The organism is Idiomarina loihiensis, assembly GCF_024584785.1.
Classification (GTDB): domain Bacteria; phylum Pseudomonadota; class Gammaproteobacteria; order Enterobacterales; family Alteromonadaceae; genus Pseudidiomarina; species Pseudidiomarina fusca.
This window is the reverse complement of record NZ_CP074112.1, coordinates 797,810-823,061: the sequence shown is the minus strand read 5'-3', so window position 1 is coordinate 823,061 and position 25,252 is coordinate 797,810. Positions and strand designations below refer to the sequence as shown.

27 protein-coding genes and 4 pseudogenes are annotated in these 25,252 nt (G+C 45.7%); 10 read left to right on the top strand and 21 right to left on the bottom strand.

The window, feature by feature from the left end; genetic code table 11:
- Positions 1 to 3 precede the first annotated feature (3 nt).
- The 11 genes from KGF88_RS03840 to rpoE form a co-directional block, all read right to left on the bottom strand.
- Entirely contained in the window at positions 4 to 1,356 is a 1,353-nt protein-coding gene (locus tag KGF88_RS03840) for an rRNA adenine N-6-methyltransferase family protein (RefSeq protein WP_153825708.1), read from the bottom strand.
- A gap of 3 nt (positions 1,357 to 1,359) precedes the next feature.
- Positions 1,360 to 2,124, bottom strand: a complete 765-nt coding sequence (pdxJ, locus tag KGF88_RS03835) for a pyridoxine 5'-phosphate synthase (RefSeq protein WP_153825709.1) — start codon at positions 2,122 to 2,124, stop codon at positions 1,360 to 1,362.
- The gene (recO, locus tag KGF88_RS03830) at positions 2,121 to 2,873 is read right to left on the bottom strand and encodes a DNA repair protein RecO (protein WP_153825710.1); all 753 of its coding nucleotides are present in this window, start codon (positions 2,871 to 2,873) and stop codon (positions 2,121 to 2,123) included. Before recO ends, pdxJ begins: the two co-directional genes overlap by 4 nt.
- A gap of 3 nt (positions 2,874 to 2,876) precedes the next feature.
- Positions 2,877 to 3,785 (bottom strand): GTPase Era, encoded by a 909-nt coding sequence (gene era / locus KGF88_RS03825; protein ID WP_110075186.1) that lies wholly within the window; start codon positions 3,783 to 3,785, stop codon positions 2,877 to 2,879.
- Entirely contained in the window at positions 3,785 to 4,483 is a 699-nt protein-coding gene (rnc, locus tag KGF88_RS03820) for a ribonuclease III (protein ID WP_110075187.1), read from the bottom strand. The genes era and rnc overlap by 1 nt, the downstream gene beginning before the upstream one ends.
- Positions 4,484 to 4,486: 3 nt before the next feature.
- Entirely contained in the window at positions 4,487 to 5,410 is a 924-nt protein-coding gene (gene lepB, locus KGF88_RS03815) for a signal peptidase I (RefSeq protein ID WP_110075188.1), read from the bottom strand.
- 35 nt (positions 5,411 to 5,445) lie between these two features.
- A complete protein-coding gene (gene lepA / locus KGF88_RS03810; protein WP_153825711.1) occupies positions 5,446 to 7,257 on the bottom strand; it encodes a translation elongation factor 4 in 1,812 nt (603 codons plus the stop codon).
- Positions 7,258 to 7,345: 88 nt separating this feature from the next.
- Entirely contained in the window at positions 7,346 to 7,780 is a 435-nt protein-coding gene (locus KGF88_RS03805; RefSeq protein ID WP_153825712.1) for a SoxR reducing system RseC family protein, read from the bottom strand.
- A gap of 14 nt (positions 7,781 to 7,794) precedes the next feature.
- Entirely contained in the window at positions 7,795 to 8,805 is a 1,011-nt protein-coding gene (locus KGF88_RS03800) for a MucB/RseB C-terminal domain-containing protein (protein WP_153825713.1), read from the bottom strand.
- Positions 8,798 to 9,454 (bottom strand): RseA family anti-sigma factor, encoded by a 657-nt coding sequence (locus KGF88_RS03795; RefSeq protein WP_110075191.1) that lies wholly within the window; start codon positions 9,452 to 9,454, stop codon positions 8,798 to 8,800. Before KGF88_RS03795 ends, KGF88_RS03800 begins: the two co-directional genes overlap by 8 nt.
- 32 nt (positions 9,455 to 9,486) lie before the next feature.
- Positions 9,487 to 10,065: an RNA polymerase sigma factor RpoE gene (gene rpoE / locus KGF88_RS03790; protein ID WP_153825714.1), complete on the bottom strand. Its 579-nt coding sequence runs from the start codon at positions 10,063 to 10,065 to the stop codon at positions 9,487 to 9,489.
- Between the two features lie 173 nt (positions 10,066 to 10,238).
- Here rpoE and nadB point away from each other — a divergent pair, with 173 nt between their 5' ends.
- Positions 10,239 to 11,855 carry an L-aspartate oxidase gene (gene nadB / locus KGF88_RS03785; protein WP_153825715.1) on the top strand — a complete coding sequence of 539 codons (1,617 nt, stop codon included), beginning with the start codon at positions 10,239 to 10,241 and terminating at the stop codon, positions 11,853 to 11,855.
- Here nadB and KGF88_RS03780 read toward each other — a convergent pair.
- Complete coding sequence (locus KGF88_RS03780; RefSeq protein WP_153825716.1) at positions 11,799 to 12,062, bottom strand: hypothetical protein; 264 nt, start codon at positions 12,060 to 12,062, stop codon at positions 11,799 to 11,801. The genes nadB and KGF88_RS03780 overlap by 57 nt on opposite strands.
- A gap of 44 nt (positions 12,063 to 12,106) precedes the next feature.
- A complete protein-coding gene (locus tag KGF88_RS03775) occupies positions 12,107 to 12,379 on the bottom strand; it encodes a succinate dehydrogenase assembly factor 2 (protein WP_110075194.1) in 273 nt (90 codons plus the stop codon).
- An 89-nt stretch (positions 12,380 to 12,468) separates the two neighbouring features.
- Here KGF88_RS03775 and ygfZ point away from each other — a divergent pair, with 89 nt between their 5' ends.
- From ygfZ to KGF88_RS03760, 3 genes are all read left to right on the top strand, one after another.
- Positions 12,469 to 13,413, top strand: coding sequence for a tRNA-modifying protein YgfZ (ygfZ, locus tag KGF88_RS03770; RefSeq protein ID WP_257119964.1), 945 nt, complete (start codon positions 12,469 to 12,471; stop codon positions 13,411 to 13,413).
- Entirely contained in the window at positions 13,410 to 13,898 is a 489-nt protein-coding gene (locus tag KGF88_RS03765; protein WP_110075195.1) for an FKBP-type peptidyl-prolyl cis-trans isomerase, read from the top strand. Before ygfZ ends, KGF88_RS03765 begins: the two co-directional genes overlap by 4 nt.
- A 268-nt stretch (positions 13,899 to 14,166) precedes the next feature.
- On the top strand, positions 14,167 to 14,400 hold the full coding sequence (locus KGF88_RS03760; protein ID WP_153825718.1) for a hypothetical protein: 234 nt from the start codon (positions 14,167 to 14,169) through the stop codon (positions 14,398 to 14,400).
- Here KGF88_RS03760 and KGF88_RS03755 read toward each other — a convergent pair.
- Positions 14,393 to 14,833, bottom strand: a complete 441-nt coding sequence (locus KGF88_RS03755) for a hypothetical protein (RefSeq protein ID WP_153825719.1) — start codon at positions 14,831 to 14,833, stop codon at positions 14,393 to 14,395. The genes KGF88_RS03760 and KGF88_RS03755 overlap by 8 nt on opposite strands.
- A 270-nt stretch (positions 14,834 to 15,103) precedes the next feature.
- On the opposite strand from KGF88_RS03755, the pseudogene KGF88_RS13915 reads away from it, so the two are divergent.
- A pseudogene (locus KGF88_RS13915) lies at positions 15,104 to 15,223 on the top strand (ISAs1 family transposase); the annotation flags it as partial.
- Between the two features lie 43 nt (positions 15,224 to 15,266).
- Here KGF88_RS13915 and KGF88_RS03750 read toward each other — a convergent pair.
- On the bottom strand, positions 15,267 to 15,698 hold the full coding sequence (locus KGF88_RS03750; protein ID WP_146204116.1) for a hypothetical protein: 432 nt from the start codon (positions 15,696 to 15,698) through the stop codon (positions 15,267 to 15,269).
- Positions 15,699 to 15,700: 2 nt separating this feature from the next.
- Here KGF88_RS03750 and KGF88_RS13910 point away from each other — a divergent pair, with 2 nt between their 5' ends.
- Positions 15,701 to 16,144, top strand: a complete 444-nt coding sequence (locus KGF88_RS13910; protein WP_162014484.1) for an integrase core domain-containing protein — start codon at positions 15,701 to 15,703, stop codon at positions 16,142 to 16,144.
- A 233-nt stretch (positions 16,145 to 16,377) separates the two neighbouring features.
- On the opposite strand, the gene KGF88_RS03745 is transcribed toward KGF88_RS13910, so the two are convergent.
- Positions 16,378 to 17,202, bottom strand: coding sequence for a hypothetical protein (locus KGF88_RS03745; protein ID WP_162014477.1), 825 nt, complete (start codon positions 17,200 to 17,202; stop codon positions 16,378 to 16,380).
- A 153-nt stretch (positions 17,203 to 17,355) separates the two neighbouring features.
- Positions 17,356 to 17,976 (bottom strand): annotated as a pseudogene (locus KGF88_RS03740) (IS3 family transposase); the annotation flags it as partial.
- 93 nt (positions 17,977 to 18,069) lie between these two features.
- On the opposite strand from KGF88_RS03740, the gene KGF88_RS03735 reads away from it, so the two are divergent.
- From KGF88_RS03735 to tnpC, 4 genes and pseudogenes are all read left to right on the top strand, one after another.
- On the top strand, positions 18,070 to 19,107 hold the full coding sequence (locus KGF88_RS03735) for an IS110 family transposase (protein ID WP_153827384.1): 1,038 nt from the start codon (positions 18,070 to 18,072) through the stop codon (positions 19,105 to 19,107).
- Between the two features lie 355 nt (positions 19,108 to 19,462).
- Positions 19,463 to 19,756 carry an IS66 family insertion sequence element accessory protein TnpA gene (tnpA, locus tag KGF88_RS03730; protein WP_153827385.1) on the top strand — a complete coding sequence of 98 codons (294 nt, stop codon included), beginning with the start codon at positions 19,463 to 19,465 and terminating at the stop codon, positions 19,754 to 19,756.
- Positions 19,753 to 20,109 (top strand): IS66 family insertion sequence element accessory protein TnpB, encoded by a 357-nt coding sequence (gene tnpB, locus KGF88_RS03725; RefSeq protein ID WP_153827386.1) that lies wholly within the window; start codon positions 19,753 to 19,755, stop codon positions 20,107 to 20,109. The genes tnpA and tnpB overlap by 4 nt, the downstream gene beginning before the upstream one ends.
- Before the next feature lie 115 nt (positions 20,110 to 20,224).
- Positions 20,225 to 21,422 (top strand): annotated as a pseudogene (gene tnpC, locus KGF88_RS03720) (IS66 family transposase).
- 441 nt (positions 21,423 to 21,863) lie between these two features.
- On the opposite strand, the gene KGF88_RS03715 reads toward tnpC, so the two are convergent.
- The 4 genes and pseudogenes from KGF88_RS03715 to KGF88_RS03700 form a co-directional block, all read right to left on the bottom strand.
- Positions 21,864 to 22,160, bottom strand: coding sequence for a hypothetical protein (locus KGF88_RS03715; protein WP_153827387.1), 297 nt, complete (start codon positions 22,158 to 22,160; stop codon positions 21,864 to 21,866).
- Between the two features lie 33 nt (positions 22,161 to 22,193).
- Positions 22,194 to 23,324 (bottom strand): RHS repeat domain-containing protein, encoded by a 1,131-nt coding sequence (locus KGF88_RS03710; RefSeq protein WP_153827388.1) that lies wholly within the window; start codon positions 23,322 to 23,324, stop codon positions 22,194 to 22,196.
- A gap of 324 nt (positions 23,325 to 23,648) precedes the next feature.
- The gene (locus KGF88_RS03705; RefSeq protein ID WP_153827389.1) at positions 23,649 to 23,909 is read right to left on the bottom strand and encodes a hypothetical protein; all 261 of its coding nucleotides are present in this window, start codon (positions 23,907 to 23,909) and stop codon (positions 23,649 to 23,651) included.
- A gap of 2 nt (positions 23,910 to 23,911) precedes the next feature.
- Positions 23,912 to 25,118, bottom strand: a pseudogene (locus KGF88_RS03700) (IS256 family transposase).
- Positions 25,119 to 25,252: the final 134 nt, after the last annotated feature.

Here is a 25,252-nt window from a genome sequence, read left to right as displayed (position 1 = left end):
GCTTTACTCCCTTTCGAATAGTGTCATAACCTCAATGTGATGGGTCTGCGGAAACATGTCAACCAGTTGTGCTTGTTTTAAGTGATAACCGCCTTGCACCAGCGTCGCGGCATCCCTCGCTAAGGTATCCGGAGCACAAGAAATATACAGAATTTGCGCTGGTTGCATCCGCACTAACTCTTGTACTGCTTGCGCGGCACCAGCTCTAGCTGGGTCCAGCAGCACCTTGTTGAATGGCCCTTGCAATAGCTTTGCTGCTGCACTTTGCGCCCAGGGCTGGGCTAAGTTGCTGCACGCCGCAGTCACAGCTACGCCATGCAGGTGGGCGTTGTGCTGTAATTGCCGGACCATACTAGGTACACCCTCTATTGCCGTTACCTGAGCCCCACTGCGAGCAAACGGAATAGTAAAATGGCCACTACCGGCAAATAACTCCAAAATAGTATCACCAGATTCTGGCTCAAGCCATTGCAGAGCTTGGGCGACCATAGCCTCAGCTAAATCACGGTGAGTTTGTAAAAAGTCTCCTGGGTTAAACTGCAGTTTAGCCTGCCAAGTTGCGTATTGAGGAAGCGGCCCAGTATCTAACAAATGTACCTGCTGCTCATCCTGCCATGCGATGCGCACTTGATGGTGTTCTGAAAATGCCACTAAACGTGCTCTATCGGCGGCTGCCAACGAACGAGTTAAACGCAACACCACTAGCGGCTCAGCTGTGGTTTCAAGGAGTTCTACATGCCCCAAAAACGGCACCAGTTTGAGCTCAGCTAAGCATGCACGCAACGGAGCCAACAAGTTATTTAACGCTAGCGCTAACGTAGCACACTCAGAAATCGGCACGATGGTTTTACTTTTTCTGGCCCGAAACCCCAACGTGAGCTGCCGTTTACTTTTATCATAATGAGCTGCTAAGCGAGCCCGTCGACGGTAGTTCCACGGGCTGCCGCTAAGTGTCGGTTGCCACAGTGACGCCTGTGCAGTGACATCAATTCCAGCAAACTTATGCAATAACTCAGTGACTACTTGCTGCTTATGCTGCTGTTGTGCTGCTACATTCAAATGCTGCAAGTCACAACCACCGCACTGCCGATAGAATTCACAGGCCGGTTGCTGCCGCTCAGGGCTAGATTGCTGTACCGCTAAAAGTTCCGCCTCGTACTTGCTACTCTCAACGTAGTCGATAACTTCGCCAGGTAAGGCCCCAGCCACAAATTTAACCCCTTGCGCACTTCGCACGACACCGCGACCAAAATGATCCAGCCCAACCACATCTGCTGCTGCAATAGTTGCAGGTTTTGGCTTAGCTTTGCGTTTTCGCTGCTGCGGCCCTTGACCAGGCCGATAAAACTGCGCCATCCTTTAGTTCAGCTCTGCGATAGCTTGCATGCGAGCTTGCTGCAACAGCTGCTTCATGTCACGCACGGCTTGATCCAATCCTACCAGCACCGCGCGAGCTATGATGGCATGCCCAATATTCAACTCTACTAACGGTAAAATTGCCGCTATTGCAGCGCTATTATGATAATGCAAACCATGACCTGCGTTTACTTGTAAACCAAGACCATGCGCATAATCAGCTGCGTCTCTTAGTTGCTGAAGCGTTTGTTGTTGCCCTGCTTCAGTCGTTTGTTCAGCGTAATGCCCGGTATGCAGCTCTATCACTTGAGTACCACTGGCTTTGGCCGCATCAATTTGCTTTTTATCGGCATCAATAAACAAAGAAGCAATAGTGCCATGACTTGCTAAACTTGCTACTGCATCAGTTACTCGTGCAAGCTGGCCAGCTACATCTAAACCACCCTCAGTAGTAAGCTCAGCACGTTTTTCGGGCACTAAACAGCTATAAGCCGGCTTAACTTTTGCAGCAATGGCTAGCATTTCATCAGTTATCGCCATTTCTAGGTTCATTCTGGTTTGCAGAGTATGGGCGAGCAATTCAACATCGCGATCATGGATATGACGACGATCTTCACGCAAGTGAATAGTTATACCATCGGCTCCAGCCTGTTCTGCTAACGCAGCTGCTGTTACCGGATCCGGATAGCTGACGCCACGAGCATTTCGTAGTGTAGCGACATGATCAATATTGACCCCTAACAAAATGGGAAATTGCTGCAAGCTCATGATGTGTATCCTTTGGGTGTTTCTGTGCTCAGCGGCGCCACCACTGGCTGGTTAGCCGTGCTTGACGCTACTTGCAACTGTATGAATAATTCGCGACTACGAAGCGGTGCGGGCCCTAAATAGGGTGCGAGCGCTTCTCGCATTAAACGTTTGAATACGTTAAGTAGCCTACTATCGTTTAATTCGAAAGCAGCTAATTTAAGTAAATCGCTACCGGCATAGGAGTGAGGTGTTGCGCTGACAGCACTGAAACCAGCTTCTGGCACAAATAAGTAATGGCTGTTCGCTACTACAGGCTGTTGCTGAGTATCATAAAACCAATCAAAACCGTGCCCTAAATGACACAGTAGTTGCCATTCAAAACGACGTAAGACAGGTTCTATTTGGGCCATCTGCGTTAACAGCTGCAGTGCTTGCTGATAGTCATCAAACACCCCATCTAACGGCTGATAGATTGATGTCAGACGTTGTAATAGCTCGTTAAGGTAAAAACCGCTGTAGAGGTTAACCCCCTGCAGCGCAAAGGCTGGTGCACTGGCTTCGGCATCAACAAGCGTTTGTAATTCGTGTTTACCGCGAGTTTCAACCAGCAACGGTGTAAAGGGCTGAAGGATACTTCGCCAGCGGCTTTTGGGCCGCTTAGCTCCCTTCGCAATAACCCGAAATCGCCCGTGCTGCAGAGTAAATAATTCAACCAGTAGGCTGCTATCCTGATAAGGCCAGCGATGCAGCACATATGCCGGTTGCATGGCTTAATCCTCACCATACCCTAAGCTGCGGAGTGCTCGTTCATCATCAGCCCAGCCGGATTTTACTTTAACCCAGAGCTGCAAATGGACTTTGCCACCAATCAATGGCTCGAGATCTTTTCGCGCTTCAGTACCAATGGTTTTTAACTTACTGCCACCAGCGCCAATAATCATCCGCTTTTGTCCCTCTCGTTCGACCAAAATCAACGCATGAATATGGGTGGTACCATTATCTGCAGTGCGAAATTGTTCAATCTCAACGGTCGTACTGTATGGCAATTCATCGCCGGTAAAACGCATGAGTTTTTCACGCACTATTTCAGCGGTCATAAAACGCAATGATCGATCGGTAACATAATCTTCAGGAAAGTGATGCACACCTGGTTTGGCATATTGATGAACTAAACTACGTAAAGCCTCAACTTGATCGCCAGTAGCGGCAGACAGAGGCACAATCTCGGCAAATGTATGTCGCGCTGCTAATTGTTGCAGCTGTGGCAATAAACTACTTTTATCCTTTATCTGATCGATCTTGTTCACAACCAAAATAACAGGACGTTGAGATTTCTTAAGTTTGTTAAGTACCATCTCATCATCTGTGGTCCAGCGATTTGCTTCCACCACAAATAAAACCACTTCAACACCACTCATAGAACTTGCAGCAGCGCGATTCATGAGTCGATTAATCGCCTTTTTCTCGTCTTGATGCAATCCTGGCGTGTCAACATAGACTATTTGTCTATCACCTTCAGTTTCGATACCCAAAATTCGATGTCGAGTGGTTTGTGGCTTGTTCGAGGTGATACTAATTTTTTGTCCAAGAATACGATTCAGTAAGGTAGATTTGCCCACATTGGGACGCCCTACAATCGCGACAAAAGCTGACTCTGATTGATATTCAGTCACATCCATTACACAGGTTCCTGCTGGTGTTGTAGCAACTCTAACGTTGCTGCCGCGGCCTTCTGTTCAGCTTTGCGTCTACTGGTACCAGTACCAAGCACCACTTCTGCCAAACCGTCTACTTGGCAACTCACGGTAAACTGTTGATTGTGCGCCTGGCCTTGGGTCGCCACAACTTCGTAAAGCGGCAATGCACATTGCCGACCCTGTAAAAATTCTTGTAATCGCGTTTTGGGATCTTTATGGCTGACGCCAGGTTTTATCGCAGCTAAGTGAGGAGCAAACCAACGCAGCACGACTTGACGACAGGTCACTAAATCGCTTTCTAGGTACATGGCACCGAGCAAAGCCTCCACTGCATCAGCAAGAATAGATTCACGCCGATGGCCGCCGCTCTTCATTTCTCCTGGCCCCAGCACCAGATATTTACCAAGCTCAAATTGCTGGGCAAGCTTAGCTAATGAGCGACCACAAACTAAAGTGGCGCGCATTCGGCTTAAATCGCCTTCATCTATTTTCGGAAAGCGTTCAAACAGGGCCTCGGAAATAATAATTCCTAACACCGAGTCGCCTAAAAACTCCAGGCGTTCGTTGTGTTGCGCCGCCGCACTACGGTGAGTTAAGGCTTGCGCTAACTGATCACGATTATTAAAACGATAACCAAACGCTTGTTCTAACTTATGAATAGGTGGTTTTGGTAAACTCACTTATTACTCCACGGTTCCGAGTCTGTGCCAGCGAACGCCAGTAGGAACCCATTGCGGTAGCCAGCTATTCCGGCTACGGTCCATTTCAAAACTCATCCAAATAAAAGTAGCACGACCTACCAGATAATGCTCTGGTACAAAGCCCCAGTATCTACTATCTTCAGAATTATCACGGTTATCACCCATAAAGAAATAGTGTCCTTCGGGTACTATCCATTCATCAGGAGCCGTGCCTTCTTGCTGATAAAAATACGGAGTGCGTGGTGCAATAGTTGGATCAATAAGAATTTCGTGGGTCACATTACCCAACTGCTCTTGGTAGCGCACCAAAGGAGTAGACCGGCTAAAATAAACTTCATCCTGAGCCGTCACATCCCGTTCAATCACCTGCATTTGTGGACATTCACTGGATTGCTCAACACATGCAGGCTCTAAATATAACGTTTTATTACGATATATTATCCGGTCGCCAGGCGTACCAATGATTCGTTTAATGTAATCCAGTTGCGGGTTACCTGGGTATTTAAAGACCGCAATATCACCCCGTTGTGGGGTACCAGTTTTCATCAATTCGGTGCGAAAAATAGGATCTCGTAAGCTGTAACTAAACTTTTGTACCAAGATAAAGTCACCGGCCAACATGGTTGGCATCATCGACGCTGAAGGTATTCTGAACGGCTCAAAAATAAATGAACGTAGAATAAGTATCACGAACAACACCGGAAACACCGACTGCGCAAACTCGGCTAAGCGCCCTTGAGGGGCAATCCGAGCTCGCGCCTCTTCATCCAACTGTTGTTGCAAACGTTGCTCTTCAGCTTGAATACGTTGCAAGCGCACTGGCTTTTTGTAACGTGCGTCATACCACCAGAGCGCACCTGCCACCAAGGTGACAATTGTCAACAACACCGAATAAAAATTGGCCATTCGTGCTTTTTCCTTATCGTGACGCCAATGTCGTCTTATTTACCAACCTTGAGTACAGCTAAGAAAGCTTCTTGCGGAACTTCAACATTACCTAGTTGCTTCATCCGTTTTTTACCTTCTTTTTGCTTCTGCAGTAATTTTTTCTTACGACTAACATCCCCGCCATAACACTTAGCGATAACGTTTTTACGTAACTGTTTTACCGTCGAGCGCGCGATAACATGCGTACCAATAACTGCCTGAATCGCAATATCAAACATCTGGCGCGGAATCAGTTCCCGCATCTTATCGACTAACTCACGGCCACGACCTTGCGCATTATCGCGATGAGTAATCATCGCTAAAGCGTCAACCTTGTCACCGTTAATTAACACATCCACTCGCACCATATCGGCTTCTTGAAAGCGCTTAAACTGATAATCGAGTGAGGCGTACCCACGGCTTGTTGATTTTAAGCGGTCAAAAAAGTCCATTACAACTTCAGCCATAGGTAACTCGTAGGTTACTGCAACTTGTTTGCCATGGTAGGCCATTTTCGTTTGCACGCCGCGCTTGTCGACACACAAAGTAATCACGTTGCCTAAATAGTCCTGAGGCACCAAGATATTTGCTTCTACAATGGGTTCATAAATGATGTCAATATCGTTAAGCGCTGGCAAATTTGCTGGGTTATCCACGTTAACTTCTTTGCCGTCTTTTTTTAGAACCTTGTAAACCACCGTCGGTGCAGTGGTAATAAGATCTATGTCATACTCTCGCTCTAGCCGCTCCTGGATAATTTCCATGTGCAGCATGCCCAAGAAACCTATCCTAAAACCAAAACCAAGCGCAGCCGAGTTCTCCGGTTCATAAAACAACGAAGCATCGTTGAGAGATAGTTTTGCTAGAGCATCTCGAAAGTTTTCGTAGTCATCTGAAGAAATGGGGAACATGCCCGCGTACACCTGTGGCTTAACTTTCTTAAAGCCTGGGAGTGCTGCATCGGCTGGTTGCTTAGTAAGGGTTAAGGTATCGCCCACCGGCGCCCCAAGAATTTCCTTAATACCGGCAATCACAAAGCCTACTTCACCACAGCGTAGAATACCTGTTTCTGTAGGTTTAGGTGAGAAAAAGCCAACTTTATCGATCTGGTAGGATTGTCCGGTAGACATCACTTTCATCTTATCACCGGCCCGCAGCGTCCCGTTCTTCACCCGAACGAGAGACACTACTCCTTGATAATTATCAAACCATGAATCAATGATGAGCGCTTGTAACGGAGCATCTGGATCTCCTTGTGGTGGCGGTATTTGACGAACAATTCGCTCAAGGACTTCTTCAATACCAATCCCAGTTTTTGCGGAGCATTGCACCGCATCAATCGCTTCGATACCCACAATATCTTCAATTTCTTCAGCTACCCGCAGTGGATCCGCTTGCGGTAAATCGATCTTGTTCAAAATCGGCACAACTTCAAGATCCATTTCAATTGCGGTATAGCAGTTTGCTAATGTTTGCGCTTCTACACCCTGCGCTGCATCAACCACTAGCAAAGCACCCTCACAACCAGCCAAGCTACGCGACACCTCATAGGTGAAATCTACGTGTCCTGGTGTATCAATGAAGTTTAACTGATAGGTTTCACCATCTTGTGCCGTGTAATGTAACGTTACACTCTGTGCTTTAATAGTAATGCCACGCTCTCGTTCTAGGTCCATCGAGTCTAATACTTGAGCGGCCATTTCACGATCAGTTAGGCCTCCACAATGCTGGATGAGACGGTCAGACAACGTTGATTTACCGTGGTCAATGTGCGCAATAATTGAAAAATTGCGAATATTTGCTTGCTTAAACGCCTTATCTGGCATTAATGCCCCCGCAAAAACAAAATAGGAATACGAATTAACCGCTGATCATACTGATAATACGGCGAGTAACAAAGGATTTTCGGAGAAATCAGCTGATTTGTTCTACTTTTAGCTGCTTGTTAATCTGAATATCGCGTTGTGATAGCCATTTTTTAAGACTGATAAAACTCAATCCAAACCCAGCAAATGCCGTCAAAATGATCCAGCCTTCAGGCCAACTGGTAAACTTAGTTAGCAGCATTGCTAGTAGAGTTAACACAACGATAGGTAGACCGTACATAAGTAATGAAAAGTGCGTTAAGGTTTGCTCTGGCAAGAGCAGTTCTAACTGTTCGCCAACACGAAAATCGCCCATCGGTTTAGCCACCCGAAACTGCGCTCGGCGGTCCGCAAAGGCTTTAGATATCACTCCAGCACCGCAGGTGTTTTGTTGTGCACAACCACTGCAGCCGGTTTTGAGTTGGGTAGCTACTAACAGGCTCGTATCATCCACTGCAATAACTTCAGCTAGTTCACGAATCATGTTTTATACCTACATTAATCAGGCTGACCCAAAGCCATATTCTCGCCAATTCGCTGCAGAGTTGCAACCGGCAACTTGCCCACTACCGTTATCGCATAACCATTCGTTTGCGTATTAAAGAGCGAGTCGACTCCCTCTAACGCCAATCCCGGTAAACGCTGACTATCGCCATCGGTAACATAAATCGATACCTCAGTTAAGCCATCGCTAAACAGAAAGTAATCGGTAGCTAATCCGGTGTTGGAAAGACGACGATGATGTTGAGCTTGATGGCTAAAGCCACTAGGTAACCATTGTGGATAGAGGCCGAATTGTAAGGGCTCTTGTTGTTGGTGGTGATATAGTCTGGGGGGCCGCTGAACGCCCTCTAATGCTTGCAATGCAATCGGCGATGCGGCGGGAAGATCGATAGAAGTCAGTTGCAATTCTTCTAAGACTTCGCGTTGTGGCGTAAGCATTTGCAAACGCAGTAGCATACCGGTTTCACTGTCTACCCATAAATCGTAGTGATAACGATAGTTGTCTCTACTCACCAGACGAAGATATTGAGCCATACGGCCGACAATTCGGTGTCCTTCAACGGCAACAACTTGATAGTGATCATTGATGTGAGAAAAAGATTGATAAAAAGCTCGAGGCAACAGTCCCGGTGTGATATCTGTTTGCACAAAATAAGAGCGATCTGATGGCTGAAAATAATAAGAGGTTTGATTACCTAACCTTAAAATTCTGACGTCTGCCCCATTGAGGTGTTGCAGTAACTCAACTTCAAGACCGTCTTCTAAAACACCATGAGACCATTGTAAAGGCTGCATGCGTTGTCCCTGACTACGCACTAACGTAGCCTGAAAATTTAACTCGCGTAATGCAGACGCCATGCGATTAAACCAGTGCTGCCCTATATTCTCAGCTTGAGTTACTGCATCTTCGTTTGAGTTTAAGTTAGGTTGTTCCATTGCCGCGGCGGGCATAAACAAAAGTGTTGCTCCGCTAAGCAGAGCAACAGCAAAGGCATGTTTAATCATTCTGTGGCGCTTGTGGCTCAGGTTGTTGGGTCTCTGTAATCGCAGCTTTTTTCGTCTGTTCTTGTAACGAAATATTCAACTGTCGTTGATGATCTAGCATATAAGCCTCTAACAGCATGCGCTGCTCAGCAACTTCTGCCGCACTCGGCTGTTGATTAGGTACCACAGTATTAAAACTTACTGGGTTACGACCGCCAAAGGGGTTAGTTACTAAAGCCGGTGTCGTCGGCTCAAGTATCTCTGCTTCAAGTTGACCATTGATACCGGTTTGCTGTACCGATAATACCGCAACAATCGCAACACTTGCCGCAATCGCAACACTTGCTGCTGGCTTTAACCAGCGCATAGCTGCTTTGGCAGATGCACCACCTTGAGTTAGGTTCGGCTCTATTAATTTTTTCTCAACATTCACTGTAGTTTCTGCAGCGACTGCACTTGCCACCTTGGCACTAATATCTACTTGCCAACAGTCGCTTTGTTGGTGTCGAATGACTTGCCCAATAAAGGCATAACGTTGCCATGCTCGATGAGCTTCTGGATCACCTAACACCTCATCGAAATTAGCGCTGAACGGACTAACTTCATCATCAAGATCACTCGTGTGACCATCTAACAATGCTGAAGTAGTTTGTAAACGACGCTCTGACATAGTTATTCCTCAGTAATTTTGCGCACTTATATTTAACGCTCTAATAATGGCCGCAACTGCTGGTCTATTGCTTCACGAGCCCGAAAAATTCGAGACCGCACAGTACCAATGGGGCAATCCATTTCAATCGCTATTTCTTCGTAACCTAAACCTTCTATCTCACGAAGGAGAATCGCTTGGCGTAAGTCCTCTGGTAATCCATCGATGGTCCGCATCACCACATCACGAATCTCATCGGTCAGTAATAAACTTTCGGGCGATGCTCCGTCTTTGAGAGCACCAGCTCCTTCATAATATTCTGCTTCTTCTGCATCTACATCACTCGCAGGAGGTTTTCGCCCTTGCGATACCAAATAATTTTTGGCGGTGTTTACAGCAATTCGATAGAGCCAAGTATAAAAAGCACTATCACCTCTAAAGTTTGCCAAAGCTCGGTAAGCTTTCACAAAAGTTTCTTGAGCTACGTCTGGCACATCCGCAGGCTGCTTCACGTACCGCGCTATTAGGCTCATCACTTTGTGCTGATATTTTTTAACAAGTAAATCAAACGCTCGTTGATCACCTTGTTGAACTCGTTCTACCAGGGCTTTATCTGTATCTAAATCGCTCATCCGAGCTTGTTCTCCTCAACCCCTTGGTACGTCAGATGATAGGCCCCGTTTTTCTTATCTGTAGCTATGACCTATCACCGAGTAAAAAGTTCGCAAAAAAAATTCAAAAGAGTAAAATCGGGTTTATCTATTTGGCAACACAGCGTCTTGCACGCGGATATCCAACATACTTTATGGAACAACACGCTCATTATCAATGCGATGTGCTAGTTATTGGCAGCGGTGCTGCAGGTTTAACTTTAGCTTTACAGTTAGCCGCTCAAACTCGCGTTATCGTTTTATCTAAAGGCCCTCTCACTGAAGGTTCAACCTATTACGCGCAAGGAGGCATTGCTGCCGTCTTTGACGAGAATGATAGCATTGAAAGCCACATTGAGGATACGTTGATTGCGGGCGCCGGTTTATGTGAACCGGCAGCTGTAGAGTTTACCACTCGCCATGCGAAGCAAAGTTTACAGTGGCTGATTGAACTTGGAGTCGGATTCGACCGCGTTGCTGATGAGCAAGGCCAACCTCGTTTTCATTTAACCCAAGAAGGCGGTCATAGTCATCGCCGTATTTTGCATGCTGCTGATGCAACTGGTAAAGCAGTTCAAACCACCCTAGTAGATGAAGTTAAAAAACATCCCAATATTCAGGTCGTCGAGCGCGTCAATGCGATCGATTTAATTACCGATAAGCATATCGGTGGTAGCAGTGGTCGCTGTTATGGCGCCTATATCTGGAATCGAGTTACCGAACAGGTGGAAACCATAGCCGCAAAGTTTGTGGCATTGGCTACGGGCGGTGCCTCCAAAGTGTATCAATACACCAGTAATCCGGATATCGCTAGCGGTGATGGTATTGCTATGGCGTGGCGAGCTGGCTGCCGAGTCGCTAATATGGAATTCAATCAGTTTCATCCAACCTGCTTGTTTCACCCTAACGCGCAGACTTTCTTGCTGACAGAAGCCTTACGAGGCGAAGGCGCTGTACTAAAACGCCCTGATGGTAGTAGGTTCATGCCTGATTTTCATGAAGCCGCAGAACTAGCGCCGCGCGATGTGGTGGCGAGAGCCATCGATTATGAAATGAAGCGTCTCGGAGCAGATTGCATGTATCTAGATATATCGCACAAACCAGCTGCTTTTATACGCGAACACTTCCCGAATATTTATGAAAAGTGTCTAAGCCTCGGGATTGATATTACCCAGCAACCGATGCCAGTGGTACCAGCGGCACACTATACCTGTGGTGGCGTAAAGACTGATTTAAATGCGCGTACTGATATCCATAACTTATATGCTATCGGCGAAGTCGCCTACACAGGTCTTCATGGTGCGAACCGCATGGCTAGTAATTCGTTGTTAGAATGCTTGGTCTTCGCCCGTTCGGCAGCACAAGACATTTCCGCACGTGTTAATCAAATGGAATTATTAACACAACTTCCTGCTTGGGATGAAAGTAAAGTCAGTGATTCTGATGAAGAAGTGATTATTCAACACAACTGGCATGAATTGCGCCTATTTATGTGGGATTACGTTGGTATTGTTCGCACTAATAAGCGCTTAGAGCGTGCATTGCGGCGAATTGAGTTATTACAGCAAGAAATTCACGAATATTATAGCCACTGTAAAGTTAGTAATAACCTACTCGAATTGCGAAATTTGGTTACCGTGGCAGAACTCATCGTGCGCTGCGCCATGGCACGTCATGAAAGCCGGGGTTTGCATTACAACTTAGACTATCCTGAGTTACTTCCGAATGCCCAACCCACTGTACTCACGCCGCCGCAACAGCCATCTCGATAATCGTCGATAATCAGCCTCGCTGACCCAGCCTTGCCAGCACCACCACCATCGGTGCTGGTGCGGCTGGTCACTTTGGTGTAGCCGTACTAGCAAAAACCAAGGTGTGACCCAACTCAATGCTGCTGCCTGCCACTGACGTTGATCTAAATCATCCAGTTGCATCCAGTTACCGGTCTCTGTGTCGACTCCCCAAATCTGAGTCGACACAGCAAACCGACGCCAAGGCTGTAGGGCTAGCCGCAGCAGCGCCACTAAACTTTTACTCGGCTCAGAATAAACTCCACCATGCCGGCTAACTCTTTATCTTCACACTCTTGATGCCCCATAAACCAAGCAAAGAGATCCGGATCATCGCACGTTAGTAGACGCCGAAAGGCTTCTTGCTGAGCAGCGTCTAAGTCATCGTAAGCATCTTCTACAAATGGCATAAATAGCACATCAAGCTCTAGCATTCCTCGGCGACAAGCCCACCGTAATCGGTTTTTATTTTTTAAAGATTCGGCGTTTTGTTGAAGTTTTTGCATGATGATTCCTTCTGACCCATAAAAAGTACTTGTATAATCATAATTCGTCCCCACCTTTGACATTAATAGCGGAAAACGAGGTGATTAGCGTGTTAACAACAGAGTTTACCAAAGCTCCCCCAGAATACGTAACGGTTTCATTGCCAGAATACGGTGTAGTATCTCTAACTGGACCACAAACGGATACGTTTTTACAGGGACAGCTTACCTGTGACATGAACCAACTTGGAGACTCTAATTGGTTATACGCAGCTCATTGTGACAATAAAGGAAAAGCACTTAGTACTTTATTCGTGACGCGTTGGCACGAAAGTGTACTGCTTATTACGACGTTACCTGCACTTCAGGCCTCTTTAGCTCAATTGCAGAAATTTGGCGTGTTTAGCCAAACTACCATTGTCGATGAGTCTACTAACCTAAGTGTTTATGGTTTATTTGGTACTGCCGCACCAGCGCGGTTAGCGGAACAGCTCCAACATCCGTTATGTAGTAACTCGCTACAAGCAGCTACACCTACAGAAACTGCGGTGGCATTACAATTAGGCTCCCAGCCAGACCAGTTTCTGATTGTTAGTAAGCAAGATGACTTACCTACTAACTCTGAAAGCAAACTATGGCATACCCTGGAAATAGAGCGTGGCCGAGCTACCCTACTTTCAGGTACAATACAGGAATACGTACCCCAAATGCTTAATGTTCAAGCATTAAATGGCATTAGTTTTACGAAGGGGTGTTATATCGGCCAAGAGACCATAGCCCGGATGAAATATCTGGGTAAGCAGAAGCGTGCACTTTTTCGTCTTCGTGGCCAAGCTGAAATGGCAGCTCCAGGAGCAACCATAGAACAGCAGCTTGGCGACAATTGGCGGCGTGCCGGCACGGTAATTAATGCAGTGAGCCATGCCAAGCATCAACTCGACGTATTAGCAGTGTTGCCCAATGATATTGAAGCATCTACGCGATTACGACTGAAGGATGATGACGCGAGTCTTTTGGAAATTTACCCACTGCCTTATAACTTGGATGAATCATGACTCAATCAATTAGCCAGGACAAAGTTGTTGGTATTCACTACACCGTGAAAACCAAAGAAGGAAACGTACTAGACCAATCAAAAGAAGGTCAACCACTCCAGTTTATCTTTGGCCGTGGCATGTTAATTAAAGGACTAGAAGACGCTTTAGCCGGCAAAGTTTCTGGTGATAAGTTTGATGCAGAAATTGCCCCTGCTGACGCTTATGGCGAACGCCACGAAGGTCTTATTCAGACAGTTCCACGGAGCCTGTTTGGTGATAATGAAGTTGCCGTTGGTATGCAATTCCGTGCAAGTACTGACCACGGTGAGCAATCAGTAATGATTGTCGACGTAGCTGACGAAGAAGTTACTGTTGACGGTAACCATCCGCTAGCTGGCGTTGAACTAACCTTTAACGTTGAAGTAGTGGAAGTTCGTGATGCAGATCCGAGTGAACTTGACCATGGTCACGTTCATGCTGACGGTAATCACCAGCACGGCTAACTAACCACATCGACTTAATAATGATAAAAGGCACAACTCTATCTGAGCTGTGCTTTTTTATTTATGATGGGATCGTCCTGAAGCGCTTCCACTTTTAATGAGTGAAAGAAGCTTTCGGCACAGGCTTTGTCACAATAATTTACTTTTCGGAGCATCACACACCAACGTTGCGGTGTGTTCATGCCTTACTGCAAAACTGATGGCTTTTGCCACCAAGCATCGCATTGACACGAAACCTTGCACCGTCTCATCTGAATAGTGAATAGTTATGACTTATCTTGATGTGCTCGCCCTGTCTGAGGAAGTCGAGCGCGATAGCCAATCTGGGAAGTTAAGCAGTGAGTTGCTGGCTCAGGGGCAGACGCGATATGGCAAAATGGCAGATTACCCAGATCACCTTGTTCGAACCACGCCCGACGGTAAAAAGTCACTTGGCCACTGTAAAGATGGTGAATTTGCTGAAGAGCTTTGTCTGCTTTGGATTCAAACGTTGTCTATTTAACATGTAGCTCACGACTGTCTGTGTAAGTTACATACCAGTCAAACTCGGCGAACTGAGAACTGTTATCTGGAGTAATTGACCAAACCTTTTCAAAGCTTTCTTCATCAGGTTCTACAACGAGATTTTGCTGCCCAACTGATAGCGAAAGCTGTCCGTCTTTGTGAACTTCTACACTTGTTACACCTTCCCCCATAAGCATATAAATTTGGGATAAAAACCGACCTCGCTGCAAAAAAAAGTCACCCTCTTTTTCTGATTGATCATCGACCCATGCAGCACCTGAAACAGTTAACCAAATTTCTTTTTTTGGAAATGATTCTGTCAAGAAGCATAGGCGCAACTCGATACTTGAAACAATCAACCTATCCAACTGACACTTAAGAAGATGATCATTTGCCCTTTTATTGGCTAGAGCTAGCAGTGCTATATCCATAATTTTAATTCTCTAATTCAATGTGACTTCGCGCTCGCTGCTCAGTTTTTGGAACATTGCCAAAATTTGAGCCGTTAGCTGGATTAACTGCGATCTTGCCCTGCCTCATGGCTCTGTTTAAGCAATTGCCACTGATAAGCGATGGCGATGATCTAGACCATTTACTGCCGTGGAATATCTCACTGAGCATGAATATGGCGGCAACGGAATAAAACTGATCCACCTCAGCGACAATTACTTGGCCGGTGTGTGGTTCTAGTTACGATCACAAACATGCTGCGCGCAGAATCATCAAAAGGCAGTATCCCGGCCAAACAAAAGCGAGCATGGATGAAAGCCGAATATCTGGAGGCTGTATTATCTGCGGGCTTCAACGAGATGATGAATTAATGTACACTCATGCGGTTACCCTGGCTTTCGACTCACAATATATTTACAGCTTTTTGTATGGTAAGAAGTCCGAATCGTCGCAGCTTATATCCTTAATATAATTATTTAATTTCTTCTTCTCCACTTCGCTTAAACGCTTAAAAGTACTGTTGGTTAAATTAAATAAAATATTATTTCCACCAGCCAATTCTTTCACTATCTCACCACTGTCATTAGTCTCGATTAAGTAGAATACATAATCCACAGAGAGAGATTTATCTTCGTTAGGTTGGAAGCCTTTTTCTAAAATATCTAAATACTCTTCGGGTATCGAATATCTATGTATAGAAAAATGCAAAGAATAAGTCTTACGCAAACGCTCTAAAGTTGTTGGAAAAGGGCTATGAGACCAAAACCCGTTATAAAACACTTCAACATTGTCAGCTTTGACCGTAGACGACGATAGTAAAAAAATCAGTAAGATTAGTCTAACCACAAATTTCTCCTCACGGTAACAAGTTCCCAATCCTGACCGTTGTTGATACATACCCACGAGAATGTGTGGCAGCCGATATTGGGGCTCGATTACGTTTAGGAAATGTAGTCGCTACACTAATCCAACTTTGTCGTCAGCGAGGCGCTCCAGCACGTATTTATTGCATAAACGGCGGCGAGTTTGCAGGCCAAATGATAGCCCTCTGGGCTTATGCGAACAAAGTGAAGCTAGCCTTCTCGCGTCTAGGCAAGCCGACTGACAATGCGTATATCGTGTCACTAAACGGAAGTTTTCGTGATGAATGTCTTAACTGCCTCTGTTTCGAATCACTAACCGATGCTAAATTAAAAATCGAAGCTTGGCGGGATGACTATAACAAGAGTTGCCCTCACCGGGCTTCAAATAATCTGCCACCCTCGCAGTTTGTGGCATCCGTTGGAAATTGAACAGCTCAATTCATTCAGCGAGTGGTTTTAATGATGGGGGCCTGTCAAAGTCGCGAATGTCGAGAGAAAATACCATGAAGTTTTTCTCAGCTAATCGTTGTAAACCGACAGACCCCAGTCAGCTTTCTTAGCTACTTTAGAGGGCCTAGCTTCTCCTTGAGAATAAAAGGTGTCTAGAATGCTCAGACCTTATCGTGCGCAGCTTTCTGATTGTGCCAAACAACATATTGCTCTTAAATATCAACCAAAATCCTACTGACTTCTTTCTCACAAAAATCAACATCAGAAACGTCAGAGGTCAAATGATTTCGTACTTTCTCCATCGCACTTAAGCGGCCAATTGCCGAATCTCTGTAGGTTCTACTAAAATTATTAGCCATAATAGACGATCTTTCTAATTCGAAATCCAAAGAAAAATAGTCTTCTGAAAACTCTACATGATGTTCGGAAAGAACCCCATTACAAAATTGCAAAATATTTGCTCTTTCTTCTTCGTCCTCACTAGATATATGCATATTTTTATTATGAAAAGCTATAATATGAAAAACTTCATGAACTACTTTTCCGGCGGCGTAAATAGCGCCTCTCGGAAAAACAGCAGGATCGCAGAAATCAACAGGATAATAGAAATTATAGGCATCTTCAGGCGAAAAGCGCTCTTCAATCAGAAAGTTTTTCAACGGCATGAAATTAATAGTTATATCCAGATTTTCAGCCTTTAATATTCCTTTGTAGAATGTCTTCGTCAAGTTCCCGCTCAGCGCACTATAATCAGAAGAGCAATGACTATTTTCTTTATGTACAGTGAATGTTATGTTTGCCCAATCGTTTTTAAAAGAGTGTAACTTAACAAAGTCTAAGCTTTGATCTACTGTACCTGTCATTTCCATTCTTGACTCGGACTGAAAGGCTGAAGTGACAACGACATCCCCATTTTTAAAATCCACAACGTGATATATTGTTTCATAACCTTTAGGTGTAGGTACCACAGTAGACGAACACCCCCCAATGACTAGGATAGTCATTAAAGTAAAAATAGACTTAAAAGAATGATTCATAAGCTCAATGTCACAAAAAGAGTGGAGGGGGTACCCCTCCACTAAAAATTTAACAAATGACGATCACGTCAGAAGGGCCACTACAACCACCGCTACTAGGAATAACCTGAGAAACTTGTGCTTTGATCCGTACCACTAAAAGTGGACACTTTGCTAAGCACTATTTTTTAATTCAAAGTTCTCTGGGCTGAGATAGCCAATAGCACTATGCCTTCTTGTCTTGTTGTAATCAACTTCGATGTACTCAAAGACTGCTCGGCGCATATTTTCTCGATCCATGATGGGCTCGTCCTGCAAGGCTTCGACCTTTAATGAGTGAAAGAAGCTTTCGGCACAGGCATTATCCCAACAATTTCCTTTTCGGCTCATACTCTGAGTAAGTCTATGTTTTTTAATTAAATCTCGATAATCGTTTGAACAATATTGACTACCTCGGTCGCTGTGAACAATGATCCCTTCGGGAAAACCTCTGCGAAATAAAGCCATTTTCAGAGCATCACACACCAACGTTGCGGTCTTTCGGTTACTCATCGACCAGCCAACAACCGAGCGTGAATATAAATCGATGATTACCGCTAGGTACAGCCAGCCCTCACTAGTGAATAAATACGTGATATCGCCAACTCACTTTTGATTCGGAGCACTTGCCGTAGAATCTTGCTCCAGCAAGTTTGGCGCCACAGGCTGATTGTGCTTACTGTCCGTGGTGACCTTAAATTTACGTGCAGCCTTAGGTACAAGGCCCTGGCGTATCATACTATTGCGAATAGTTTGTAAGCAATGGGATGGACTCCTCCTCACCTAACCGGCGTCGATGTGCCAAAATGGTGAGTGAGTCAAACATCACTGAGATGAGGAGAAGCCCAAATGAATATTATCCGTGTTGGAGTCGATATTGCCAAATCAGTTTTTCACGTCCACGGTGTAGATCGCTATGGTAAAACTGTATGGCAGGCCAAGTATACTCGCACAAAATGGTTAAACGCGCTGAGCCGCAAGGTCCCGGTAGGCTGCACAGTCGGTATCGAAGCGTGTGCATCAGCCCATCATTGGGGACGAGAGCTTCAGAAGCTTGGCTATCATGTTCGTTTGGTTCCTGCTCAGTTTGTTAAACCTTACGTAAAGAGTAATAAGAACGACAAAGTTGATGCTGAAGCGATTTGTGAGGCAATGAGCCGGCCCAACATGCGCTTTGTAGCCCTCAAAACAGCAGAGCAGCAAGATATCCAGGCTGCTCATCGCATCCGCGAAGAATTGGTGGGGCAACGTACCGCCAAAGCTAACCAGATCCGCGGTTTGGTAGGCGAATATGGTGTTATTTCGCCAGTTGGCATCCATCAACTGAGAAGGGCTTTACCAAAATGGCTTGAGGATGCTGAAAACGGGCTGAGTAATACTTTCCGCACGCTTCTTAATAGTTTGGCGGAGGATCTTCGTTACCTCGATGACCGTATCAAAAGTCTTGATGAGAAAATTACTGAGAATGTCCAAAAGGATCCCGTTGCGCGTCGCTTGATGACGTTGCGTGGTGTTGGGCCATTAACCGCAAGTGCACTTTCCGGGGCGCTGGGTGACGGCAAAGCTTTTCGAAAAGGACGTGATTTTGCAGCGTCTTTAGGATTAACACCCAGACAGCACAGCACCGGCGGCCGGGAGCGATTACTCGGAATTAGCAAGCGCGGTGATGGCTACCTCCGCAAGTTGCTTGTCCATGGTGCACGATCGGTACTACGCCATGTTGATGGAAAAAGTGATGGGCTGAGTCATTGGTTAAAATGTCTGGTCAACCGTAAGCACATTAACGTAGCAACCGTTGCGTTGGCTAACAAAACGGCCCGAATTGCCTGGGCGTTAGTCGCCAATGAGACGGTTTATGATGAAACACTTGCAGCTGCAAGTAGATAATCTGATGCTAAAGTAACAAATAAATTTTAATAGGATAAACTCAACACCACGATTGCAAAGCTTTTGCTTGATGGCGAACAGGTCGAACCGGCACTGAGAAACTCCTTGTGTTACGAAGAGCCTTGAGCTCGTGTAAGCGTTTGGAAATCAGTGCGCGAATAGCCCATTAAGGTCCGATGCCTACCGATGCAGCATCTTTTTAGAGACCGAATACACGTAGGCAGTCGTACCTACTCGCAATTGAACAAAATGCTTGCAAAAGAGGAGGAGTCCATACACGTAACAGCAACCACACCTAGGCATGTTCTTGCAGATGGCCTAGTTTATCGCCACGTTTCAACTAACGAGGTGATTTATGAGTCGTACCCATCGCAGCCATGCTCAGTGGCTTGAGCTGTTCGAGGCATTTGAGCAAAGTGGCCAAACTCAAGCAGCATTTTGTGCCGAACGAGCATTAAACCCCGGGTACTTTTGTAAGCGCCGGCGCGAACTGCTTGAGGAGCACGATAACGGTTTTGTTCAAGCGCAACAAGTTGTGTACGACAGCAATCGGGCTTTGACGTTGCGTTACGGTCAGCTTGAACTGACATTGCCGCTGCATATTGAGCCGCAGTGGTTGGCTCAACTGGTGAAGTCGCTCGGCGCATGAAGATGTTTGTCGAGCCTGCAGCCATTTATTTGTACAAACAGCCGGTGGATTTTCGCAAAAGCATTAATGGTCTCAGTGCCATTGTCGAAGCTGAAATGGCGCTCCCAGTGTTTAGCGGTGCGCTCTTTGTATTTTGCAATCGTCAACGCGATAAAGTCAAAGCACTGTACTGGGATAAAACTGGCTTTTGCTTGTGGTACAAACGCCTTGAAAAGAACAAGTTTAAGTGGCCACGCAAGCTCAACGGCAGTGTATTAAACCTGTCACCACAGCAGTGGCAATGGCTACTCGAAGGCCTTGATATTACGCTAATGAAAGGCCATCAACCGCTGCATTTTAGCAGCACAACATGATCCTAAAAGGCCTTATAAGGATCCTGCATAAGAGCTGATTATTGATCACCAATCGGTCTAAGAGAACCCCTTGAAATAGCGGTTTACAGCATATAAATGGGGTATAATGCGCCCCATGAAAACACACGATAACAAGCCACTTCCAGATGATATTGAGAGCCTGAAAAAGATGGTTCTCAAACTGCAATCTGAAAATCAAGGGTTGCAGCAAAAACTGCGCCACGTGATGGAGCAATGGCAATTATCGTTGCAAAAACGCTTTGCCGCGAGTACGGAAGGCTTGCCCGGCCAAGGTTCATTGTTTAACGAACTTGAAGCATCGCTTGAACCTGAAGCGGATGAAGTCGCTGCCGACGAAACCATTACTTATACCCGTAAAAAAACACGTCGCCCGAGCATTGATGCTTCATTGCCGCGTGAAGACGTGCTGCACGATATTAGCGACGAAGATAAAGTCTGTGACTGCTGTGGTCATGACTTGCACCGTATGGGCGAGGAAACTAGCGAAGAGCTTGAGTTCATTCCTGCAACCATTAAAGTACTGCGCCACGTGCGACCTAAATACAGCTGTCGTGCTTGTGAAAAACACGGCACTGAAACGACCATTAAAATCGCACCGGTACCGCTAAGCATTTTACCCAAGAGCATAGCCAGCCCAAGCTTGCTTGCGCAAATTATCAGCGCCAAGTTCCAGTTTGGCTTGCCGCTTTATCGTCAAGAAGCCTTATTTAAGCAGTTCGGTATTGAACTGAATCGTCAAACCATGAGCCGTTGGTTGTTGAAGGTCAGTGATAAGCTCAGGCCGTTGTATCAGCGAATGCATGAGATATTGCTTGAGCAACCAACGCTGTGGGCCGATGAGACCACCGTTAATGTGCTCGATGTGGATAAATCCAAGTGCTACATGTGGGTGTATGGTTGTGGCACCGACAAGCCTAAACCCGACAGGTCGCCCAATATCGTTTTATACGACTATCAAGACGGACGTGGTAGCTCACATCCCGTTCACTTTTTGCAAGGCTATCAGGGGCCATTGCAGGTGGACGGCTATCAAGGCTATGAGAAAACTGATGCACAGCTTGCTGGTTGTCGGGCGCAAAGCCTGGCTGTTCTCAAAGTCACGCGGCGGTGCACAAGCAAGTGCCATACTCTACAGTATGGTTGAGACCGCCAAAGCCAACGGCCTCATGCCGGCGGATTACCTCATCGCTCTGTTCAAGCAACTGCCACTGATAAACGATGGCGATGATCTTGACCATCTGCTACCTTGGAATATTGCATTAAGCTTTAATAATACGGCGGCAACGGAATAAAAGCAGGTCTACCTCAGCGACAATTACTTGGTCGGTGTCTGGTTCTAGTTACGGTTACTTTTATCTGGCACACCGAGATACAACCGCTATCAGACATTCTCTATCAAGACGGACCAATCCCAGATAATTTCCGTGACTTAAAACATCTTATATTTGAGCGTACCCTGCTCAAAAACTAACAGCAGACTGAGCAGTATTGAGCAGCAGAACTGATCAGTCACTGCCAGCAGAAAAGATCAATTTATGCAGCACCGCCACCTGTAGGCGCTGCAGCAAAATGACAGCCCTGCTGGTGAACACTGATCACTTCTACTGGCAGTGACTGATCGGGCTGTTGGTGGTTTTGCGCGGTTTGGGGATAAAAAGAACACCGTTTAATGGGTGCCCTTTTTGTTTAATATACAGGGGCAAAATTCAAGACTTGACACCAAAGTTTCATTGTCAAATTACGTCGCCAATTGCAATTCCTCTTTCTTTGGGTGGCAGCGCATAAAAGCTTTTCCATTCACCAGTTGAAGACAAGTCATACAGCTTTAATATAAAACAAACAAGCAATGTAAATACAAGAATAACGAAAGAGGCAATCAAGAAATACATAATTTTAAATTCAATTTCCGGCGCCATGAAATAGGCAGGCACAGCTATAATCAGAAACGTAATATAACCCTTTCTAATTATCTGGCACATTGCATATAACAACACCGTTGGGTTAAAAACACAATTTTTTAGATATTTCATAACTTTCATGTCTTCTAAATTAGATCACGCTCACTATTTTTTAATATCATCAATAACTTGTTTAGCCTTATCAAAAGCATTGCTAACCGCATCAGGATTTTCTAAAGCACCATTTATCATACTTCCCGCTGGAATCGGAGCGGTTAAACCATCGACAACTTTAGCTACGCCAGCATTTGTCATATCAGTTTCTCGCATACCAGCAGTAGCGGCACCAGCAGTACCCGCAATTGCCGCCCCATTTGCACCAACTATTGCTCTTTCTGTTTTCGAGCCTAATTCCAAGCTTACTTTTGCAGCACCAAAACCTGCAGTCATATTTCCTCTAGCGGCAGCTACTTTACCTAAATTCAAATTAGACATGGACTCAGAAAAGCTACTACCTTTACTCATCGAGGAAGTTACTTGAGAAAATACTTCAAACCCTGCACCAGCTATTACACCTAAAACTCCAAATTCACCATCAGGATCTACATACTTGTATGGATTGTTATTAGCATACGCATATCGGTTAAAACCATTCGCTGGATTATTGCCACGCTGCATATGCCCCAACATATCAACCGGGTCATTCGAATAGAATCTGCCAATCACTGGGTCATAATACCGCTGCTGCATATAACTCAGGCCTAAGTCATTATCGTACTTATGGCCAGTGTAGCCGATGTCGTCGCTTGGCGCTTCGTAAGTGTCACCAAAAGGTTGGTAATGCCGGCGACTCTCTACCCTTCCTGTGCTGTTGGTTCGTGCCACCGGGCTGCCCAACATGTCTGAATGGATAAAGGTGGTTGTTGACTGGCGCTCCTCAGCAATAAGCTTGCTACCAAGGTAAATGTAGTTCGTTTGAACGCCGTTGTCTTCACTCAATAACAGCTGCCCCGACTGGCTGTAAAGATAATAGCGGGTATCTCCATCGCCTGCCACCTTAACGCGGCGGTTGTAACCGTCGTAGCTGTAACTCTTGCCAAGCGCTGCGGTCATCTGGTTGGCTAGGTTGTAACTCATCTCAACATGGCTGTTGTCGGTGATGTTGCCTCGTGTGTCGTAATCAAAGGAGCCATAACTCTTTGCCGCAGCACCTGAGCCGTTGACGCTGGTTAAGCGATTCAGTGCAGTGTTGTCCTTTTTGCTTAGATTATCGAAATGACACAGAATTCTGAACACTACCTTCACCGGGCAGCTATATCAGTACCTCAAAGGTTGAAAAGATTTTTCCAAACAAAAGATTAATCATTACAGCGAGTGGCAGTTGCTATAAATTGATTGGCGAAGGCCAAAAGGCTCAAGTGCAAATAATTGACTTCGAACTCCTTCGGCACGGCTTTTCACCTGAGCAGATCACCCAATTGAATTTGGCACCAAACGGATTTTTTCACTGAGTCGCTCAGCAGCCTTGAAAACAAAATTAAATCCACCAGAGCCAGAAAAAACAAAGCCCCGCGAGTGCGAGGCTTTGGATTTAAAGGTTTATGCCTTCAATATATTAAGCTACATGCCATTTTTCTTTTTCAAGACTTTAATCAGAACATTTAGATTTAATATGTAAAATAAAATAACTATAAAAACAGAAGCTACTTTAAACCAAGAAAATGCATATTCAAGGCTCCAGCCATAGCTATAATAAAATAGTAAAGTAATCGCCCCAACCCCCAGAACACTTGCTATGGGAATATAAAAAACATATTGGAGAATTAGTTGCTTTTTTGTCATAGAGACTGTAAAAGATTTTGTGTAAATGGCTGGTTTCACTGTTAAATCCGATCCTGATATATAATCTCGAACTGTGCCATCGCTGGCTTCCAGTTGCGTATGGGCATAGTCCACTTTTTTGAAGCCTGATGCAAGGCCAAGTACAGCACCTTCATGACGGCTTCGTCGTTAGGGAACGACCGGCGAGTTTTGGTGATTTTGCGCAGTGACACATTCAGCGACTCAATGGCATTGGTGGTATAAATGGCCTTGCGTATCTCAACTGGGTAGTCGAAGAACACACTTAAGCGCTCCCAGTTTGCCCGCCATGAGCGACTGATGGTGGGATGCTCAGAGTCCCATGTCGAGGCGAAATTTTCTAGTGCCTGCTCGGCTTCAGCGCGAGTAGCCGCGCCATAAATGAGTTTTAAATCAGCGGCAATAGTCTTGCGCTGTTTCCAGTTTACGTACCGCAGAGAGTGGCGAATTTGGTGCACAATGCACAAGTTGCACTTGAGTCTTCGGGTAAACCGCCTCAATGGCTTCTGGGAAGCCTTTAAGGCCATCGCAGCAGGCAATGAAGATATCGTCTACACCACGGTTTTTCAGCTCGTTCATTACCGATAGCCAGAATTTAGCGCCTTCAGTTTGGGCCATCCACAGCCCGAGCAGCTCTTTTTCACCGTCAGTGTTGATGCCAAGCGCTAGGTACACTGACTTATTCTGTACAACACCAGAATCACGGCTGCGAACGACTAGACAATCAAGGTAAACAACTGGGTACAGCTTTGCCAACGGACGATGCTGCCAGGCCTTGACCTCGTCCATGACGGCGTTGGTCACCTGAGAAATGAACGTCGGCGAGACTTCAACACCATAGGCTTCTTCAAGGTATGCTTGAATGTCACGAGTAGTCATGCCACGCGCATACAATGCTATGATGCGCTCATCAAATCCATTCAGCTGGCGTTCGCCTTTGCGAACTAACTTGGGCTCAAAACTACCGTTACGGTCACGAGGAATATCTAGTTCGACATCGCCATTGATGCTACGAACAGTTTTCTTGGTTTTACCATTACGAGAGTTGCCGCTGTTGTTGCCGGCTGAGACATTTGGTGCGTAGCCTAAATGAGCTTCCATTTCAGCCTCTAGCACCCGCTCTGCCACCTTCTTGGTAAGCTGTTTGAGTAGGCCGGCTTCGCCTAAGATGTCTTCTGGGGAATCACAGCCGTCAAGCAGCTGGTCGATGAGTTTGTCTGATATTGGCATTCTGATATCCTTCTTCGATATTGTTAAGAATGCCATTTACACAGATATTTTTACACTCTCCAAAGCCCCGCCGACACCGAGTTAATGGTGAGGGAGGGGCTTGGATTTAGAGCTTTATTGAAACAATTTTTGCT

Bases quoted from the DNA above. Each gene is read 5' to 3' on its own strand.
- KGF88_RS03840 (WP_153825708.1), bottom strand. From the start codon at position 1,356: ATGGCGCAGTTTTATCGGCCTGGTCAAGGGCCGCAGCAGCGAAAACGC.
- pdxJ (WP_153825709.1), bottom strand. From the start codon at position 2,124: ATGAGCTTGCAGCAATTTCCCATTTTGTTAGGGGTCAATATTGATCAT.
- recO (WP_153825710.1), bottom strand. From the start codon at position 2,873: ATGCAACCGGCATATGTGCTGCATCGCTGGCCTTATCAGGATAGCAGC.
- era (WP_110075186.1), bottom strand. From the start codon at position 3,785: ATGGATGTGACTGAATATCAATCAGAGTCAGCTTTTGTCGCGATTGTA.
- lepB (WP_110075188.1), bottom strand. From the start codon at position 5,410: ATGGCCAATTTTTATTCGGTGTTGTTGACAATTGTCACCTTGGTGGCA.
- lepA (WP_153825711.1), bottom strand. From the start codon at position 7,257: ATGCCAGATAAGGCGTTTAAGCAAGCAAATATTCGCAATTTTTCAATT.
- KGF88_RS03805 (WP_153825712.1), bottom strand. From the start codon at position 7,780: ATGATTCGTGAACTAGCTGAAGTTATTGCAGTGGATGATACGAGCCTG.
- KGF88_RS03800 (WP_153825713.1), bottom strand. From the start codon at position 8,805: ATGATTAAACATGCCTTTGCTGTTGCTCTGCTTAGCGGAGCAACACTT.
- KGF88_RS03795 (WP_110075191.1), bottom strand. From the start codon at position 9,454: ATGTCAGAGCGTCGTTTACAAACTACTTCAGCATTGTTAGATGGTCAC.
- rpoE (WP_153825714.1), bottom strand. From the start codon at position 10,065: ATGAGCGATTTAGATACAGATAAAGCCCTGGTAGAACGAGTTCAACAA.
- nadB (WP_153825715.1), top strand. From the start codon at position 10,239: ATGGAACAACACGCTCATTATCAATGCGATGTGCTAGTTATTGGCAGC.
- KGF88_RS03775 (WP_110075194.1), bottom strand. From the start codon at position 12,379: ATGCAAAAACTTCAACAAAACGCCGAATCTTTAAAAAATAAAAACCGA.
- KGF88_RS03765 (WP_110075195.1), top strand. From the start codon at position 13,410: ATGACTCAATCAATTAGCCAGGACAAAGTTGTTGGTATTCACTACACC.
- KGF88_RS03760 (WP_153825718.1), top strand. From the start codon at position 14,167: ATGACTTATCTTGATGTGCTCGCCCTGTCTGAGGAAGTCGAGCGCGAT.
- KGF88_RS03755 (WP_153825719.1), bottom strand. From the start codon at position 14,833: ATGGATATAGCACTGCTAGCTCTAGCCAATAAAAGGGCAAATGATCAT.
- KGF88_RS03745 (WP_162014477.1), bottom strand. From the start codon at position 17,202: ATGAATCATTCTTTTAAGTCTATTTTTACTTTAATGACTATCCTAGTC.
- KGF88_RS03735 (WP_153827384.1), top strand. From the start codon at position 18,070: ATGAATATTATCCGTGTTGGAGTCGATATTGCCAAATCAGTTTTTCAC.
- tnpA (WP_153827385.1), top strand. From the start codon at position 19,463: ATGAGTCGTACCCATCGCAGCCATGCTCAGTGGCTTGAGCTGTTCGAG.
- tnpB (WP_153827386.1), top strand. From the start codon at position 19,753: ATGAAGATGTTTGTCGAGCCTGCAGCCATTTATTTGTACAAACAGCCG.
- KGF88_RS03715 (WP_153827387.1), bottom strand. From the start codon at position 22,160: ATGAAATATCTAAAAAATTGTGTTTTTAACCCAACGGTGTTGTTATAT.